The organism is Marinobacter sp. NSM, from assembly GCF_052380025.1.
GTDB lineage: Bacteria > Pseudomonadota > Gammaproteobacteria > Pseudomonadales > Oleiphilaceae > Marinobacter.
In genome coordinates, this window is the sequence record NZ_JBQTCK010000001.1 from 252,963 (window position 1) to 269,191 (window position 16,229).

Here is a 16,229-nt window from a genome sequence, read left to right on the forward strand (position 1 = left end):
AGAAATCTGGACAGTCGTCCGTTTCCGGTTGTAAGTACAGTAAATACTTCATTCATTTAATGAATTATGGGATTGCTGTATATTGGTCTGGTGAATGTATAGGCGGGCCAGACCGGTGCCGCCACTCTGCTTTCCAGGATGCTTGCATGGACATTTCCCGGGTAGATCTCAATCTGCTTGTATACCTTGACGTGCTGCTGCGTGAACGCAATGTCACCAAGGCAGCCAATCATCTGGGCATCACCCAGCCCGCCATGAGCAACGGTTTGCGCCGGTTACGGGATCTGTTTGGCGACCCGTTGCTGGTGCGTACCAGTGAGGGCATGACAGCCACGGAGCGGGCCCGGGAACTGCAGCCGTTGGTCCGTGGCATTCTCTCGGACATTGAACAGGCGGTGCAGGAGAAAACCCCCTTTGCTGCCCAGGAGAGCCAGCGGGTATTCCGCATCATGGCCAGTGACTACGCGGAATCCTGTCTGATGCCCAGGGTATTGCGGCGGATTCGCCAGGAGGCGCCCCACGTTACCCTGGACGTGCTGACCCCCAGCGACGTGAGCTTTCTGGATGTGGAGCAGGGCCGGCTGGATATGGCCATCAACCGTTTCGACAAGATTCCCCAGTCGTTCCACCAGAAAACCCTGTGGATCGAGTATTTTGCCTGCCTGATGAATGCCCGTAACCCCATCCTGAAGGAACCGTTTACCTTGGATACCTACCTCGATGCCAGCCACATCTGGGTCAGTAAAACCGGCTTCGGCGTGGGCGTGGGGGTGAACCCCAAGGATGTCCAGAGGCTGGGGTGGGTAGATGAAGCCCTGGGGCGAATGGGGCGCAAGCGACAGATCTCGGTATTCACCCGGCATTATCAGGTGGCCATGTTGCTGGCGGAGCAGCATGACCTGATCGCCACTCTGCCATCTCGCGCGGCCTGGCTGCAGAAAGACAATCCGAACCTGGTGGTAAAGGTACCACCGTTCGAGATTCCACCGTTCGAGCTGAAAATGGCCTGGAGTCCGTTACTGCAGCACAACAGCGATCATCAATGGTTGCGAAAGCTTATTGCCGAGGTGGCGGAAGAAGTGGACGAGGAGTTCGCACCCTTCGGTGCCAGATTTGAGTCTCCCCAGGCTACCCCGGGGCTGCATTCAGAGCGGTAGTTCCCGAAGTTCCAGCGAGCCCCGGCCAGCATCCCACATGCGCTGGAAGGCTTCCTCCATGAGCTTGACCCGGCCCGGGTTGGCAAAATTGGCGAAGCCTTCGGGCTTATTGAAATCGTGGCGGTACAGTACGCCCTCGCGGTCTGCCAGCAGGAACGGCTGGTTCTCCATCGGATAATCGGTGTTGACCAACCGTAGTTCAATCCGGCTGGTGAGCCGTCGCAGCAGCTCAACCAGTTGATGCCGGCGTTTAACCAACGGCTTGTCATCGTGAATCAGGATGCGCACTTCGCTCAGCCGGTGCCGGCGAGCCACCGCAGAGATCAGTTCCCGTAACGGGTAGCGGTCATAGAGGCCGTGATCAAGCACGTCGTCATACAGCCATATGCGTTGGCCGGCTTGCGCTACCAGTGAGTCCATCAATTCCAGCATGGTGCCCTCATCGCTGAACAGCCAGCTTTTGGAATCCTCGCCAAGAATCAGTGGCTTCGCGCGTTGATCACCTGGTTGACTGGCCAGCGTGGGAGCCAGGCAGCGCATATCCAGGTGGGGAATGCCAGCATCATCATAGATATCCGAGCAGATGTGAAAGCCGAAGCGTTGGTAGAACCCGGTGGCGTGCTGCTGGGCGGAGAGTTTCAGTTCCTGGAAGCGACCAGCGGATTCGGCCAGCAGGTGTCTGAGCAGGGCATCACCAGCCCCCTGGCCACGATACTCCGGTAACACCGCCATACGACCGATATAACCGGTCTCTTCAAGCGTGGAGAACAGGCGAGCGGTAGCCGCTGGGGTGTTGTTTTCATCCACGGCCAGGTAGTGGTCAGCAATCTCGTCGGTGTCGTCCCACTCCAGCTCCGGTGGCACCTGCTGTTCCTCAACAAACACCCGTTGGCGGATGTCTCTGATGGATGAGGGCGCCAGTTGCCAGCTGTATTTTCGGAATCTCAGGTTCATGGCTTACTCGAAGTACACTGAGCCCTGATTGTACAGATTGGTGAGCAGGCCAAGCAGGGCCTCGTCGCCGGCATATTCTGCCAGAGCGCCCATGTTGATCCGGGCGCCGGCACAGAGCAGCGGTGCCAGTGGCCGGGCATCGCCTCTCAGGAGGTATTGCTCGCCATCCACAAACAGGGCAGTTTCACTGTCCAGTTCATGATAGGCGAAGCGGGAACCTTCGTTCCAGCGCAGTTGCTCGCCGGCGCGGATGGCTTCAGCCAGATCTTTTGCTTCTGCGGGTTCATCCGCCGGCACTACAATATCCATGCTCTTGGGGGCGGTGGCGAACTGGCCGAACCAAAGGGCCAGGTTGCGGCGATCGCCCAGTTGCTCACGGATGACAGTATCCAGGCGGTTGATCACTTCCGGGCCGATGGTGCCGGGGTTGTCCTGTACTCGAAGGTCCGGGTCGTCCAGGTGCTCGGCAGCTTTTTCTTTCTGGCTGAGAAAATCGGTAAAACTGGTGAGAATGTCATCGATGGTCGGGGCCCGAAAACCCACGGACAGAGTAATACAGTCGTCTTCCGCCACACCATGGTGGCCGATGCCCGGGGGCAGGTACAGCATGTCACCCGGGGCCAGGGTGACGGTTTCCTCGCCAGCCCAGCTGCTCAGGATGCGCAGTGGGGTGCCTTCTACTCTCGGCGAGGTATGGTCACAGTGGCCGCCGAACGTCCAGCGCCGGTGGCCCTGGGCCTGCAACAGGAAAACATCATACATGTCGTAGTGGGGGCCAACGCTGCCACCTTTCGGGGCGTAGCTGGCCATGATGTCATCCAGACGCCAGTTGGGAATGAAGCGGAAGTTGTCGAGCAGGTCGGCAATCTCCGGTACCCAGTGGTCCAGTCCCTGAACCAGTAAGGTCCAGTCCTGTTCCGGCAAGTCACTGAAGCGGTCCGGGCTGAAAGGACCGTTGTGCAGTTGCCAGGGTTTACCGGCATCGTTCTCGATCACGATGCGCGATTCCACTGCTTCCTCACAGGCTAGCCCGGCCAACTCGTCCGGACTAACCGGACTCTGGAAACCGGGAAATGCCTGACGGATAACCAGCGGCTTCTTCTGCCAGTAGTCCCGCAGAAATTCAGAAGCTGTCAGTCCGCCAAGCATGTCCATGGTGTTGCTCCAGGTTAAATATTGCCGGCCTGTTCGACGGCATTACCAATGTAGGTGTCCGGCGTCAGGGCGCGCAGTTCGGCCTTGGCGTGCTCCGGAATATCCAGTGTTTCCACGAAATTCTTGATGACTTCCGGGCTCATGGCTTTGCCACGGGTTAAGTCTTTGAGCTTTTCGTAGGGTTTTTCGATGTTGTAACGGCGCATCACGGTCTGGATCGGCTCGGCCAGCACTTCCCAGGCGTTGTTCAGGTCTTCGTTGAGGCGGGCCGGGTTGATTTCCAGTTTGCCCAGGCCTTTCAGGGTAGCCTCGTAGGCAATCAGGCTGTGAGCAAAGCCCACGCCCAGATTACGCAGCACGGTGGAGTCAGTCAGGTCACGCTGCCAGCGGGAGATTGGCAGCTTGGCAGACAGGTGGCTGAAGAGCGCGTTGGCGATGCCCAGGTTGCCCTCGGAGTTCTCGAAGTCGATGGGGTTTACCTTGTGGGGCATAGTGGAGGAGCCAATCTCGCCGGCCACTGTCTTCTGCTTGAAGTAGCCAAGGGAGATGTAACCCCAGATGTCCCGGTCCAGATCGATCAGGATGGTATTGAAGCGGGCAATGGCATCATACAGTTCGGCGATGTAGTCGTGGGGCTCAATCTGGGTGGTGTACGGGTTCCAGTCCAGGCCGAGGCTCTCAATGAACTCTTCGGCGTTGGCTGCCCAGTCCACATCTGGATAGGCAGACAGATGGGCGTTGTAGTTGCCGACCGCACCGTTGATCTTGCCCATGATTTCCACTTCGCGGATTTGCATCAACTGGCGGCGCAGGCGATACACCACGTTGGCCAGTTCCTTGCCGACGGTGGTGGGAGACGCGGTCTGTCCGTGGGTGCGGGACAGCATGGGCTGTTCGGCATGTTCCTTGGCCAGTTCGGCCAGTTTGTCGACGACTTTGTCCATGGCCGGTAACAGGCCGTGGTCCAGGCCTTCGCGCAGCATCAGCCCGTGAGACAGGTTATTGATGTCTTCGGAGGTACAGGCAAAGTGAACGAACTCGGTCACCGCGTGCAGCTCGGGCACATCGGCGATCTTTTCTTTGATCAGGTACTCGACCGCTTTGACATCGTGGTTGGTGGTGCGTTCGATGTCTTTGATGCGCTCCGCATCGGCCAGGCTGAATTCGCTGACCATTTTGTCCAGGAAGGCGTTGGCTTCGTCGGAGAATGCTGGCACTTCGGTAATGGCCGGGTGAGCGGCCAGTTTCTGCAACCAGCGGATTTCGACGGTTACCCGGTTACGGATCAGGCCGTATTCACTGAAGATGCTGCGAAATACGCTGACTTTACTGCCGTAGCGGCCATCGACCGGGGAAATGGCGGTCAGGGCGGTGAGTTCCATCGAAAACCTCTCAGTTCATCAAAGAAAAATCGAATCGGGACTATTAAGAAGGCGCTAATGATACACCAGAGGGCGCTGCGAATCAGCGCAGCAACTCCCGGGCGTGCATGATGACCTTTTTGCGTTTGAAGATCAGCTGCCAGCGGTGGCCGCCGCTCTGACGCCAGAGCACTGCCGAGCGGATACCGGCCAGCAACAGGGCGCGAACCTTCGCCGCATTTTCTTCCCGCTGAAGCACCTGGGGGTTGCCGCTGACCTGAATGCGCAGGCGGAACGTGCTGATGGTGTCTGTGTAAATGGACGCCAGATTGCCGATCAGGTTGCTGTGGGTGTATCCGAAGTGGCTGGCGGTATGCCGCGCCTGTTCAATCCGGCTGCCAATCACGTTGAGCATGTCGCCGTCGCGTTTGAGTTTGGATTCAAGGTGAACGAGGTTCAGCACGTAGCGCAGTATCTCGACATCCTGTGGGCGGCTCTGTTGCGCCAGTGAGGTGGACAGGGCCTCCAGGCCTTCACGGATGTCAGACAATTCGCCCCCGTAAACATCCAGGGTGGACGCTGGATCGGTGGCGAACAGAGAGCGTATGCTGGTTTCCAGGGACTCGTCGCTACAGCTGCCATTATGGGCAATCTGCCGCACCAGTGCGGCTGCCTGGAACAGGCCAGCCAATGCCAGGGTCTGGTCGTGCAGGGATTTGCTCATGCGCTGGCACCTGCATCAACGGTTTGTTCCAGCCGTGCCGGCAGCGCTTCACCGTCGCGCCAGGTTTGTTCGATTACGCCGCCGCCCAAACAGACATCGCCCTGGTAGAACACCACTGACTGGCCGGGGGTGACGGCCCGCTGGGCTTCATCAAAGACGACCTTGACGCCACCCTCGATAACGGTGACGTCGCAGTCCTGGTCTGGCTGGCGATAGCGGGTTTTTGCTTTGCAGCGGAAGCTCTGGGCGGGCGGCTCACCGGCCACCCAGTCAATGGCACCAGACACCAGGCCGCGGGAAAACAGCAGTGGGTGGTTCTTGCCCTGAACGGCAATCAGTACATTGCGGGACAGGTTTTTTTCAGCCACATACCAGGGCTCATCGCCAAATTCCGCGAGGCCGCCGATACCCAGCCCCTGGCGCTGGCCAATGGTGTGATACATCAGGCCCTGATGTTTGCCGATCACTTTGCCATCCGGTGTTTCGATGTCGCCGGGCTGGGCCGGCAGGTATTGCTTCAGGAAGTCGGTGAACTTGCGCTCCCCGATGAAGCAGATACCGGTAGAATCTTTTTTGTCGTGGGTAACAAAGCCTTGTTCCTCGGCAATACGGCGAACTTCCGGTTTTTCCAGCTCTCCTACCGGGAACAGGGTGCGGGCAATACGGTCACCCGACACCGCGTGCAGGAAGTAGCTCTGATCCTTGTTGGGGTCCAGACCCTTCAGCAGTTGAGCCTTTCCAGTGCCATCATTAAGAGGGCGCTGGCGTGTGTAGTGGCCGGTAGCGATGTAGTCGGCGCCCAGAGTGACGGCATAATCCAGAAATGCCCGGAATTTAACTTCCTTGTTGCACAGGATGTCGGGGTTGGGGGTGCGCCCTGCGCTGTATTCTGACAGAAAGTGCTCAAACACCCGGTCCCAGTATTCAGCCGCAAAACTGGCGGTGTGCAGCTTGATACCAATGGCATCCGCCACTGCCTGGGCATCGGCGAGGTCGGTCATGGCGGTGCAGTACTCAGTACCGTCGTCTTCATCCCAGTTTTTCATGAATAGGCCTTCCACCTGGTAGCCCTGGTCTTTCAGCAGCCAGGCGGCAACAGAGGAGTCCACGCCACCGGACATGCCCACAATCACGCGGGTGTTCTTGGGAGTACTGGAGTCAGGATTCTGGATCATGAGCCTTTCGGTAGCCGGTTGAAAACGGCGATTTTATCATCTTGTGGTGGTTACGTCTGGTCATCCACCACGACATCAAGGGGGAATTGCCGGCCATTTCGGTAATCCTCGATACAGCGCAGCACCAACGGGCTGCGGAGCTTGTCGCCGAGGCCCCGAATTTCTTCAATACTAAGCCAGTGCGGCTGGATAATGCCGGTGTCCAGCTCCGTGGTGACCTGCTTTATCGCGCGGGCGGCGTAGCAAAAGCGGTGATAGGTAACGCCGTTGGCCGGTGCTTTATAGGTGTATACGCCCAAAAAGAACTGAGGCTCCACTTCCCAGCCGGTCTCTTCGAGGGTTTCACGGCGCACCGCATCCAGCACGGCTTCGTTTTCTTCAATGTGGCCCGCTGGTTGATTGAACACCACCTTGTCGTTGCTGATTTCCTCAACCAGCAGAAACTGACCCTGTTCGTTCTCGACCACAACGGCGACGGTGGCATGGGGTTTCCAGGTCATGGTTAACGGGGTCTCCTGTGTCTGAACGGGCGCGATTTGTGGCGGCCGGGTTTCGGTTTGCTGGTTACCGGGCTGTCGGGCAGGTGTACAGCCTCAAGCCGATACTGGCCGGGCGCGAGGTTGTCGAGCGTCCAGTCACCAATCCGGTACCGAATAAGTCTAAGGGTAGGGTAGCCAACGGCTGCTGTCATGCGCCGTACCTGGCGGTTGCGGCCTTCGGTGATGGTGAGCTCAAGCCAGCTGGTCGGAATGGTTTCCCGGTGCCGGACTGGCGGAACCCTGGGCCAGACGGTCGGTTTGTTCATTCGGCGGGCTGTGGCGGGCCGGGTTAACCCATCTTTCAGCTTAACGCCCTGACAAAGCTGCTCAATGGCCTGCTGGGAAATCTCTCCCTCCACCTGTACCCAGTAGGTTTTTGGCATCTTGTTGTCGGGGGCGGCAATTCGATGTTGTAGCGGGCCGTGGTTGGTCAGCAGGAGCAAGCCTTCGGAGTCATAGTCCAGTCGGCCGGCGGGGTAGAGGCCCGGTTTCCTGATCCAGTCGGCGAGTGTTGCGCGAGGATTGTTCTGGCGTTCGTCGGTGAACTGGCTTAACACCTGAAATGGCTTGTTGAATAGAATCAGCTCCGCCATGCACGGGGTCCTGTCTCGCTAACGGGTGCTCGAAAGCGGCAAGCGTATAGGATTAACCCCTGTAAAAAAAGCATAAAAAAACGTACCTGCCAGCTGAACTGGCAGGTGAGAGTGATTGGCCAAGGCGCCTTCTCAGGCGTTAACGGCTCTGGGCGGATACCCGTCCCGGCCTGACGATTGGTCCCGGGAGGACGGCTCAGACTGCTTGCCCCCAATTTCAGAAGGCTGTTTCGCCTGGGTTTCGTCAGGAACGATATTGACGGCGTGCACCCCTTTGTCACTGGGCTTTTTCTCAAAGGTGACCGCCTGGCCAGCTTTCAGCGTTTTGTAGCCGTCCATTTGCACCGAAGAGAAGTGGGCGAACAGGTCATCGCTGCAGCCGTCTTCGATGATAAAGCCGTATCCCTTGGCGTTGTTGAACCATTTGACCTTGCCTCTAGGCATGATGAACTCCCCTGTTCCTTTGCTGTCACTCTTATTATTGCAATTGCTGCCTGAGACCCGGACGGGCCGGGTCATAAATGGTGCGATTCGGCATGGCAGGTGTCGCCTGCTGTTACATGCTGGTTGCACAGGTTTACATTATTTTACAATGCTCCTTAACTGTCGGCCAAACCCGGGCTCGAGTCAAGGGGCAGTAGTCGCCGAATGAGTGGTTCAACAAGGTCCGGAAGCGGTATCATGTCCGTATTGATAAATAACTCACGCTTGAACCGGGCTTTCGCTTGAAAACCGGGTTGCGGGCAACCACATTTAGTCAGGAAACCGAATAACCGGTAAACAGAACCATGCGGACAATTGAGAATTCTCTACTAGTATTTAATCAGGGGGAGGACGAACAGCCCGGGCGTCATGAAGGTGTTAGTGTTGCGCCCGAGAAGCCAGCTCTGAAGCGCCCGGCCCGGTATCGGGTTGTGCTCCTGAACGATGACTACACACCCATGGATTTCGTGGTGGATGTACTGATGAAGTTCTTCGGAATGAACGAAGAAAAGGCGACGCAGGTGATGCTGCTCGTCCATACGCAGGGAAAAGCCGTATGTGGGGTATATACCCGTGACATCGCGGAAACAAAGGCGGCACAGGTGAACCAGTATTCTTCGGAATGCGAGCATCCGCTCCTTTGCGAGATTGAACGTGCGGACTGATAGACGGCGGGGTGGCCCATGCTGAGCAAAGATCTTGAAATTACGCTGAATACGGCCTTCAAAAATGCCCGTGACAAGCGCCATGAATTCATGACGGTCGAGCATTTGTTGCTGGCTCTCCTCGATAACGAATCGGCGGTGGGTGTCCTCAAAGCCTGTGGTGCAGATCTCAAGCGCCTTGAAGATGAACTGGTCGAATTTGTCGACTCCACTACACCATTAATTCCAAGCACCGACAGTGAGCGTGAAACCCAGCCAACACTGGGGTTCCAGCGTGTTCTGCAACGGGCGGTATTCCACGTCCAGTCCTCCGGCAAGAAAGAGGTAACCGGTGCCAATGTGCTGGTAGCCATCTTCAGCGAGCAGGAGAGCCAGGCGGTGTATGTGCTGAAGAAGCAGAGCATTGCCCGTATTGATGTGGTCAATTTTGTTTCCCACGGTATCTCCCGGGTTCAGGGCGCGGAAGATCAGGAGGGTGCCGACCATGCGGCCCATGAGGAGGCCGGTGAGGAAGGTGCCCAATCCAGACCGCTGGAAAGCTATGCCACCAATCTGAACGAGCAGGCCCGGCAGGGCCGTATCGACCCGTTGATTGGTCGCGAGCACGAAGTAGAGCGTGTGGTTCAGATACTGGTGCGCCGTCGCAAGAACAATCCGTTGTTAGTGGGCGAGGCCGGTGTTGGCAAGACCGCTATTGCCGAAGGACTGGCCAAGCGAATTGTGGACGGCCAGGTACCGGAGATCATTTCCGATGCGGTGGTGTATTCCCTGGACATGGGCGCCCTGCTGGCGGGCACCAAGTACCGGGGCGATTTCGAGAAGCGCCTGAAGGGCTTGTTGAGTGATCTGAAGAAGCAGAACCACGCCATTCTGTTTATCGACGAGATCCACACCATCATTGGTGCAGGTTCGGCGTCGGGCGGGGTGATGGACGCTTCCAACCTGCTCAAACCCATGCTGAGCTCCGGGGAGTTGCGTTGCATCGGCTCCACCACCTTCCAGGAGTTCCGCGGCATCTTTGAGAAAGACAGTGCTCTGGCGCGTCGCTTCCAGAAGATCGATGTGAATGAGCCAAGTGTTGAGGATACCTACCAGATTCTCAAAGGGCTGAAGCCGAGCTTCGAAAAGCACCACGACCTGAAGTACACTGACAAGGCGCTTCGGGTGGCTGCTGAGCTGGCGGACCGCTACATCACCGACAGGCACCTGCCAGACAAGGCCATCGATGTGATCGACGAAGCCGGCGCAAGGCAGCGCCTGCAGCCGGAAGTCAAGCGCAAGAAGACCATCGATGTTACCGACATTGAAGACGTGGTGGCGAATATCGCCCGGATTCCGCCGAAGAACGTGTCCACTAGCGACAAGGATCTACTGCGTAACCTAGAGCGCGATCTGAAAATGGTGGTATTCGGACAAGACCCGGCCATCGAATCTTTGGCCACGGCGATCAAACTGGCCCGTGCCGGCTTGAAAGCGCCGGAGAAACCGGAAGGTGCCTTCCTTTTTGCGGGCCCCACAGGGGTTGGTAAAACAGAAGTGACCAAACAGCTGGCGAAGGTGCTTGGCATAGAGCTTGTGCGGTTCGACATGTCCGAGTACATGGAGCGGCATACAGTTTCTCGGCTGATTGGCGCGCCTCCCGGATATGTCGGCTATGACCAGGGCGGCCTGTTGACCGAGGCGGTGAACAAACACCCGCACTGCGTGTTGCTGCTGGATGAGATCGAAAAGGCGCATCCGGAAGTGTTCAACCTGTTGCTGCAGGTGATGGACCACGGCACCCTGACCGACAACAACGGTCGGAAGGCTGATTTCCGCCATGTGATTCTGGTGATGACCACCAACGCCGGTGCCGAGAGTATGGCTCGCCGTTCCATTGGCTTCAGCGAGCAGGATCACAGCACCGATGGCATGGAAGTGATCACCAAGACCTTCACGCCGGAGTTCCGTAACCGCCTGGACGGCATCATCCAGTTTGCTGACCTGCAGAAGGAAACCATCACCCACGTGGTCGACAAGTTCCTGACCGAACTTCAGGCTCAGCTGGATGAGAAGCACGTGGTGCTGCACGTGGACCATGCGGCCAAATCCTGGCTGGCAGAGAAGGGCTACGATGTCACCATGGGTGCCAGACCGATGGCTCGCCTGATCCAGGACAAGATCAAGCGGCCGCTGGCGGAGCAGATCCTGTTTGGCCGGTTGTCGGAGAAGGGGGGGGACGTGTTCATTCAGTTGAAAGACGATGAACTGGTCTTTGACTATGAGGACGAGCCAGCCGAAGCGGTCTGACCGCAATCGTTGGTAATGGAAGCCGCTGTCGGGCTATGCCCGGCAGCGGTTTTTTTGTGGTGCGCCTTGACGGGCGCTGTCTTGGTGCAGGTGGCGCTGGCTGTTAACCGGTTGACCGAAGCAGGCCCCGGCGCCTGGCCGTGCTGTCAATCCATTTCAGGGCAACTTCTGTCAGTTTAAGGCAAAGAATTCGTGGTGATTTGCCACGGTTTGCCAATAACAACGATAAGGAAGCAGCCCAATGAGGACGTTCCGTCAATTCTCCCTTACCCTGGCAGTGATTTTTGGTCTGTTGGTGCTCCTGGTTGGCCCGGCAGTGGCGGCTACCGAAAGAAAGCAGTTCTGCGTGTTTGATGTGGCCGGCGCTAACGGCTTTGTCTATCAGTTACTTCGTGATTACCAGCGCGGCGCAGTCTCCGCAGGTACATCTCTGGTGATGCAGCCCTACACAGATGAAGACCTGGCCATCAGGGACTTTCGCGAGGGCCAGTGTGACCTGGTGGCACTTACCGATATGGGAGTGCGGCATTTCAACGATTTTACCGGTTCGATCAGCGCCATCGGTGCCGTGCCTTACTATGAAGACTTGCGGGTCTTGCTGCATGGTCTTGCCAGCCCGCGTATCGCGAGGCACCTGAGCCAGGATGGCTATGAGGTGCTCGGTGTGGCGCCCATGGGCGCGGCGTACCTGTTCGTCAATGACCGGGCCATTAACCACGTTGAAGCGCTCAAAGGTAAACGCATCACGGTTTTTGAAGGCCACCATGATGCCCGACATATGGTGGAGTTTGTGGGTGCCGAGCCGGTGCCAGCGAAGATCTCGAACTTTGCCCGGGTTTTCAACTCAGGCCAGGCTGACATGAGCTATGCACCGGCAGCGGCCTGGGAAGTGCTTGAAATGTTCCGTGGGGCAGGCGATCGGGGTGGCATCATTCGCTACCCGGTCGGTCAGGTGACAATACAGCTGGTGGCGCGGGAAGGTGCATTCAGCCCCGAGTTTGTTCGGGAGTCCCGGAAACTGATGGCCCGGCTCTATCCGGATGCAATCAGGGTTATTCGGCAGTTCGAGGACCGTATACCAAGTGATCGGTGGGTTGATATCGGTCCGGAGGACATGCGGGAGTATCAGGAAATGCTCAGGCAGGTACGCATAGATCTGCTGTCGAATAAAGGGCAAGAGGCCCAGTTGGCCGCCGCTGTTTATCACGAAGACATGATGACGATTCTGCGCAAGATACGTTGTTATACAAACCCGGGTGCCATGGAATGTTCGGATCAGAACCGCGAATGATGGTCAGCGAACGCCCGACTTATCAGATCTAACAAAAAAGCCCCGCAAAAGCGGGGCTTTTCAGATGTCACTGGAGCATTAACGGGCGCGGTACACAATGCGGCCCTTGCTCAGGTCATAGGGAGTCAGCTCAACCTTGACCTTGTCGCCTGTCAGGATGCGAATGTAGTTCTTGCGCATTTTTCCTGAGATGTGAGCGGTTACAACGTGACCGTTGGCCAGCTCAACGCGGAACATGGTGTTGGGAAGGGTGTCGATAATAACACCTTCCATTTCAATGACATCTGATTTCGCCATTCAGTAAAAACCTCGTTCGGGAATGCTTTCGGTGATTTTAAATTGCGCAATTCTGCCTGATTTCTTAACGTTTGGCAAAAATCAGTCCAATCGCATCTCTCGCCAGTGGCCGTCGCGCAGGGCTTCAATCGGGGTAAAGCGGGTTTTGTAGTTCATTTTCCGGCATTCTTTGATCCAGTACCCCAGATAAAGATGGGGTAATTCCCGCCGGCGGGCTTCTTCGATTTGCCAGAGCACGGCAAAGGTTCCCAGGCTCCGGTGTTCCAGTTCCGGGGCGAATATGGTGTAGATGGCCGACAGGCCATCGTCCAGCAGATCCACTGCGGCCAGCCCCACCAGTTCACTGTCCAGGGAAATCTCCAGGAACCAGGAATCTGTTGCACCCTCTACCAGAAACGACATGAACTGCTCCCGGGAGGGTGGGTACATGTCCCCGTCCTTATGGCGTTCCTCTATATAGTGGGCATAGAGTCGATAGTAGCGCTCGCTGAAGGCGGCTGGCACCAGTCTGCAGCTGAGCTCCTCGTTCTTGCGCAGCACCCGCCGTTGATTGCGATCAGGCTTGAATTCATCCACTTTCAGGCGAACAGGCACACAGGCGTTGCAGTCTTCGCAGTGGGGGCGGTAGTAATGTGAGCCGCTGCGACGAAAGCCAAGGGCCGTCAACTGGCTGTAGAGTTTTTTGTCGATGTGGGCCCGTGGGTCCACAAACATGGTGGTGGCTTCGCGGTCTGGCAGGTAGCTGCAATCATGGGCTGGTGTTGCAAAGAAAACCAGGGTTCTGAGGTTGCTCATTCATGCCTCCGGGCCGGGCCAGCGCCAGGTAAATGTCCAGTCTGGCTGATCCGCTTTCCGATCCACACATGTCCTGAGTATAGATAAAAATTCCGCCCGCGGGATAGCCCTGGCACCCATGCTCAGCAGGTGGCTGCTCTCAACCTGGCAGTCCATCATCTGGTAGTCCCAGGCTGCCAGTTGGTTGGCAAGGTGCACCATTAGCACCTTGGAGGCATTGGTCTCCAGAGAAAACATCGACTCACCGAAGAAGCATCGCCCCAGCGCCAGGCCGTACATGCCGCCAGCCAGCTCGCCCTGTTGATTCCAGATTTCAATGGAGTGGGCGATGCCTTGCCGGTGCAGCCTGGTGTACGCGGTGACCATGTCATCCGTAATCCAGGTGCCCTCGGCACGGGTGTTTGCGCAAAGGCGGATGATCCGGCTGAAACACTGGTCGGCGGTGACCTCGAAGCGACGCTGGTTCAGGGTGCGTCGCAGGCTACGGGAGATGTGAATCTCGTTGGGGAAGAGCACGCACCGTGGGTTGGGCGACCACCAAAGGATAGGCTGGTCGTCACTGAACCAGGGAAAGATGCCGTTGCGATAAGCCAGCAACAGTCGCTCTGATGACAGGTCGCCACCCAGGGCCAGCAGGCCGTCCGGGTCATCCAGTGCTTCGTCTGCCGGTGGGAACCAGAGTTGATTCGGGTCCAGCCAGGGTAGCGACGTCATGTTGCGATTACCTGGATCAGTCCTGCTGATCCAGGAATTTTTCAGCATCCAGCGCGGCCATGCAGCCAAAACCGGCAGACGTTACCGCCTGGCGGTATACATGATCTGCCACGTCACCGGCGGCAAACACTCCCGGGATGCTGGATTGGGTGGCCATACCGTTCAGCCCGGACTGGATGCGGATGTAACCGTTGTCCATGTCCAACTGGCCTTCAAACAGACTGGTATTGGGTTTGTGGCCGATGGCAATGAATACGCCGGCCAGTTCAATATCCCGAGTGCTGCCGTCTTCCATGCTACGGATGCGCATACCGGTAACGCCGGTCCCATCGCCCAGAACTTCGTCCAGCGTATGGTTCCAGACAATCTTCACATTGCCGTTCTCTGCTTTCTCGAACAGTTTATCCTGCAGGATCTTCTCGGCTCGCAGTTTGTCCCTGCGATGAACCAGGGTCACCTCGTCAGCGATGTTGGAGAGATACAACGCTTCTTCCACTGCCGTATTGCCGCCACCAATCACCGCGACTTTCTGTTTCCGGTAGAAAAAACCATCGCATGTGGCGCAAGCCGATACGCCCTGACCTTTGAACTTCTCCTCGGATTCCAGCCCGAGATACATGGCAGATGCGCCTGTGGCGATAATCAGGGCGTCACAGGTGTACTCTCCGCCATCACCTTTCAGTCGGAACGGGCGGTTGTTCAGGTCAGCTTCGTTGATGGTGTCGTAGATAATGTTGGTTTCGAAGCGCTCCGCATGCATCTGCATGCGCTGCATCAGTTCCGGGCCCTGAACGCCATCGTTATCACCCGGCCAGTTGTCCACATCGGTGGTGGTGGTGAGCTGACCGCCCACTTCAATACCGGTAATCAGTGTTGGGTTCAGGTTGGCGCGGGCAGCGTAGACAGCAGCGGTGTAACCGGCCGGGCCGGAGCCAAGAATGATCAGTCGGGAGTGTCGGGTTTCGCTCATGGAATGCTCGCTGATATTTAGGATACAGGTTCAGCCCGACCGTGCGGACTGTTCATTAATAAAGAAGCCGAAAGGCTACCATGAAATAATCAGGCTGCCATTCGTTTCCGATAATGCGGCCAATTAAGCTTCGCTATATGGGCATTGCGGAATTATTTAAGTACTGAGACGGTGGTCAGCAACTGCCGGACCCTTTCTTTGCTTTTGCCGGACTCTCCCTGCTCGAGGCGATGTTCGGCAACAGATGGGAAAACCGCCTGGATATCGTCTGGCAACACATGGTTGCGGCCTGCCATCAGTGCCCAGGCTTTGGCGGCCCGGAGCAGCCCGAGGCCTGCCCTTGGGGAAAGCCCGTACAGCAGGCCAGGCATGCGACGGCTTTGTTCGAGCAGCCGCTGGAGGTAATCCAGCAGGGCCGGACTGGCTGTGACCTCGTCCACGGCACCTTGCAATGCCTGCAGTTGGTCGTGGGGGAGGATGGCCTGAAGCCTGTCCGTGAGGGTCTTGCGGTCTTCGCCTTCCAGCAGTTCCCGCTCAGCTTTCGGATCCGGATACCCCAGGCGCAGGCGCATCAGGAAGCGGTCAAGCTGGGATTCGGGCAGCGGGAAGGTGCCCCCCTGTTCGATCGGGTTCTGGGTAGCAATCACGAAAAACGGCGAGGGCAGCGGCCGGGTTTCGCCTTCGATGGATACCTGTCGTTCTTCCATGGCCTCCAGCAGGGCACTTTGGGTTCGGGGCGAGGCCCGGTTGATTTCGTCCGCCAGAACCACCTGGGCGAAGATCGGGCCCGGATGAAAAACCAGGCTGCCGGCCTGCTTGTCATACATGGAATAGCCCAGAACATCGGCGGGTAGCAGATCATTGGTGAACTGGATGCGCTGATAACTCAGGCCCATGATCTTGGCAAGGGCGTGGGACAGGGTGGTTTTGCCCATCCCGGGAATGTCCTCGATCAGCAGGTGACCGCGGGCCAGTAATCCGCAAAGGGCCAGCCGAACCTGGGTGTCCTTGCCCAACAGTATCTTGTTGAGCTCGGTAACAACGCTGTCCATCTTTTGTTTCATGTA

General features: G+C 57.4%; 17 protein-coding genes. 4 read left to right on the forward strand and 13 right to left on the reverse strand.

The window, feature by feature from the left end; genetic code table 11:
* The first annotated feature begins 146 nt into the window (after positions 1-146).
* The gene (locus ACTZWX_RS01200) at positions 147-1,157 is read left to right on the forward strand and encodes a LysR family transcriptional regulator (protein WP_058089869.1); all 1,011 of its coding nucleotides are present in this window, start codon (positions 147-149) and stop codon (positions 1,155-1,157) included.
* Here ACTZWX_RS01200 and ACTZWX_RS01205 read toward each other — a convergent pair.
* The 8 genes from ACTZWX_RS01205 to ACTZWX_RS01240 all read right to left on the reverse strand — a co-directional run bounded on the left by ACTZWX_RS01205 (position 1,146) and on the right by ACTZWX_RS01240 (position 8,102).
* A complete protein-coding gene (locus tag ACTZWX_RS01205; RefSeq protein ID WP_444712398.1) occupies positions 1,146-2,111 on the reverse strand; it encodes a GNAT family N-acetyltransferase in 966 nt (321 codons plus the stop codon). The two genes, ACTZWX_RS01200 and ACTZWX_RS01205, sit on opposite strands and share 12 nt — an antisense overlap.
* Positions 2,112-2,114: 3 nt before the next feature.
* Complete coding sequence (locus ACTZWX_RS01210; protein WP_444712399.1) at positions 2,115-3,266, reverse strand: JmjC domain-containing protein; 1,152 nt, start codon at positions 3,264-3,266, stop codon at positions 2,115-2,117.
* 14 nt (positions 3,267-3,280) lie between these two features.
* Entirely contained in the window at positions 3,281-4,648 is a 1,368-nt protein-coding gene (gene purB / locus ACTZWX_RS01215; protein ID WP_058089546.1) for an adenylosuccinate lyase, read from the reverse strand.
* 82 nt (positions 4,649-4,730) lie between these two features.
* Positions 4,731-5,351, reverse strand: coding sequence for a high frequency lysogenization protein HflD (hflD, locus tag ACTZWX_RS01220; protein WP_444712400.1), 621 nt, complete (start codon positions 5,349-5,351; stop codon positions 4,731-4,733).
* Positions 5,348-6,526 (reverse strand): tRNA 2-thiouridine(34) synthase MnmA, encoded by a 1,179-nt coding sequence (mnmA, locus tag ACTZWX_RS01225; RefSeq protein WP_444712401.1) that lies wholly within the window; start codon positions 6,524-6,526, stop codon positions 5,348-5,350. The genes hflD and mnmA overlap by 4 nt, the downstream gene beginning before the upstream one ends.
* A 50-nt stretch (positions 6,527-6,576) precedes the next feature.
* Positions 6,577-7,026: an NUDIX hydrolase gene (locus ACTZWX_RS01230; RefSeq protein WP_058089549.1), complete on the reverse strand. Its 450-nt coding sequence runs from the start codon at positions 7,024-7,026 to the stop codon at positions 6,577-6,579.
* A gap of 2 nt (positions 7,027-7,028) precedes the next feature.
* Positions 7,029-7,658 (reverse strand): pseudouridine synthase, encoded by a 630-nt coding sequence (locus ACTZWX_RS01235; RefSeq protein ID WP_444712402.1) that lies wholly within the window; start codon positions 7,656-7,658, stop codon positions 7,029-7,031.
* Between the two features lie 132 nt (positions 7,659-7,790).
* Complete coding sequence (locus ACTZWX_RS01240; protein WP_058089870.1) at positions 7,791-8,102, reverse strand: cold shock domain-containing protein; 312 nt, start codon at positions 8,100-8,102, stop codon at positions 7,791-7,793.
* Between the two features lie 344 nt (positions 8,103-8,446).
* Between ACTZWX_RS01240 and clpS the strand changes: the two genes are divergently transcribed.
* The 3 genes from clpS (at position 8,447) to ACTZWX_RS01255 (ending at position 12,386) form a co-directional block, all read left to right on the forward strand.
* A complete protein-coding gene (gene clpS / locus ACTZWX_RS01245; protein WP_061330994.1) occupies positions 8,447-8,806 on the forward strand; it encodes an ATP-dependent Clp protease adapter ClpS in 360 nt (119 codons plus the stop codon).
* Positions 8,807-8,824: 18 nt separating this feature from the next.
* A complete protein-coding gene (gene clpA / locus ACTZWX_RS01250; RefSeq protein WP_444712403.1) occupies positions 8,825-11,095 on the forward strand; it encodes an ATP-dependent Clp protease ATP-binding subunit ClpA in 2,271 nt (756 codons plus the stop codon).
* 241 nt (positions 11,096-11,336) lie between these two features.
* On the forward strand, positions 11,337-12,386 hold the full coding sequence (locus ACTZWX_RS01255) for a putative solute-binding protein (RefSeq protein ID WP_444712404.1): 1,050 nt from the start codon (positions 11,337-11,339) through the stop codon (positions 12,384-12,386).
* A gap of 78 nt (positions 12,387-12,464) precedes the next feature.
* Here the strand turns inward: ACTZWX_RS01255 and infA are convergent, their stop codons facing one another.
* The 5 genes from infA to ACTZWX_RS01280 all read right to left on the reverse strand — a co-directional run bounded on the left by infA (position 12,465) and on the right by ACTZWX_RS01280 (position 16,226).
* Positions 12,465-12,683 (reverse strand): translation initiation factor IF-1, encoded by a 219-nt coding sequence (gene infA, locus ACTZWX_RS01260; RefSeq protein ID WP_058089554.1) that lies wholly within the window; start codon positions 12,681-12,683, stop codon positions 12,465-12,467.
* Between the two features lie 81 nt (positions 12,684-12,764).
* On the reverse strand, positions 12,765-13,478 hold the full coding sequence (locus ACTZWX_RS01265; RefSeq protein WP_444712405.1) for an arginyltransferase: 714 nt from the start codon (positions 13,476-13,478) through the stop codon (positions 12,765-12,767).
* A complete protein-coding gene (gene aat / locus ACTZWX_RS01270; protein WP_444712406.1) occupies positions 13,479-14,192 on the reverse strand; it encodes a leucyl/phenylalanyl-tRNA--protein transferase in 714 nt (237 codons plus the stop codon).
* Positions 14,193-14,208: 16 nt separating this feature from the next.
* Positions 14,209-15,162, reverse strand: a complete 954-nt coding sequence (gene trxB / locus ACTZWX_RS01275) for a thioredoxin-disulfide reductase (RefSeq protein ID WP_444712407.1) — start codon at positions 15,160-15,162, stop codon at positions 14,209-14,211.
* Between the two features lie 152 nt (positions 15,163-15,314).
* Entirely contained in the window at positions 15,315-16,226 is a 912-nt protein-coding gene (locus ACTZWX_RS01280) for an AAA family ATPase (protein ID WP_444712408.1), read from the reverse strand.
* Positions 16,227-16,229: the final 3 nt, after the last annotated feature.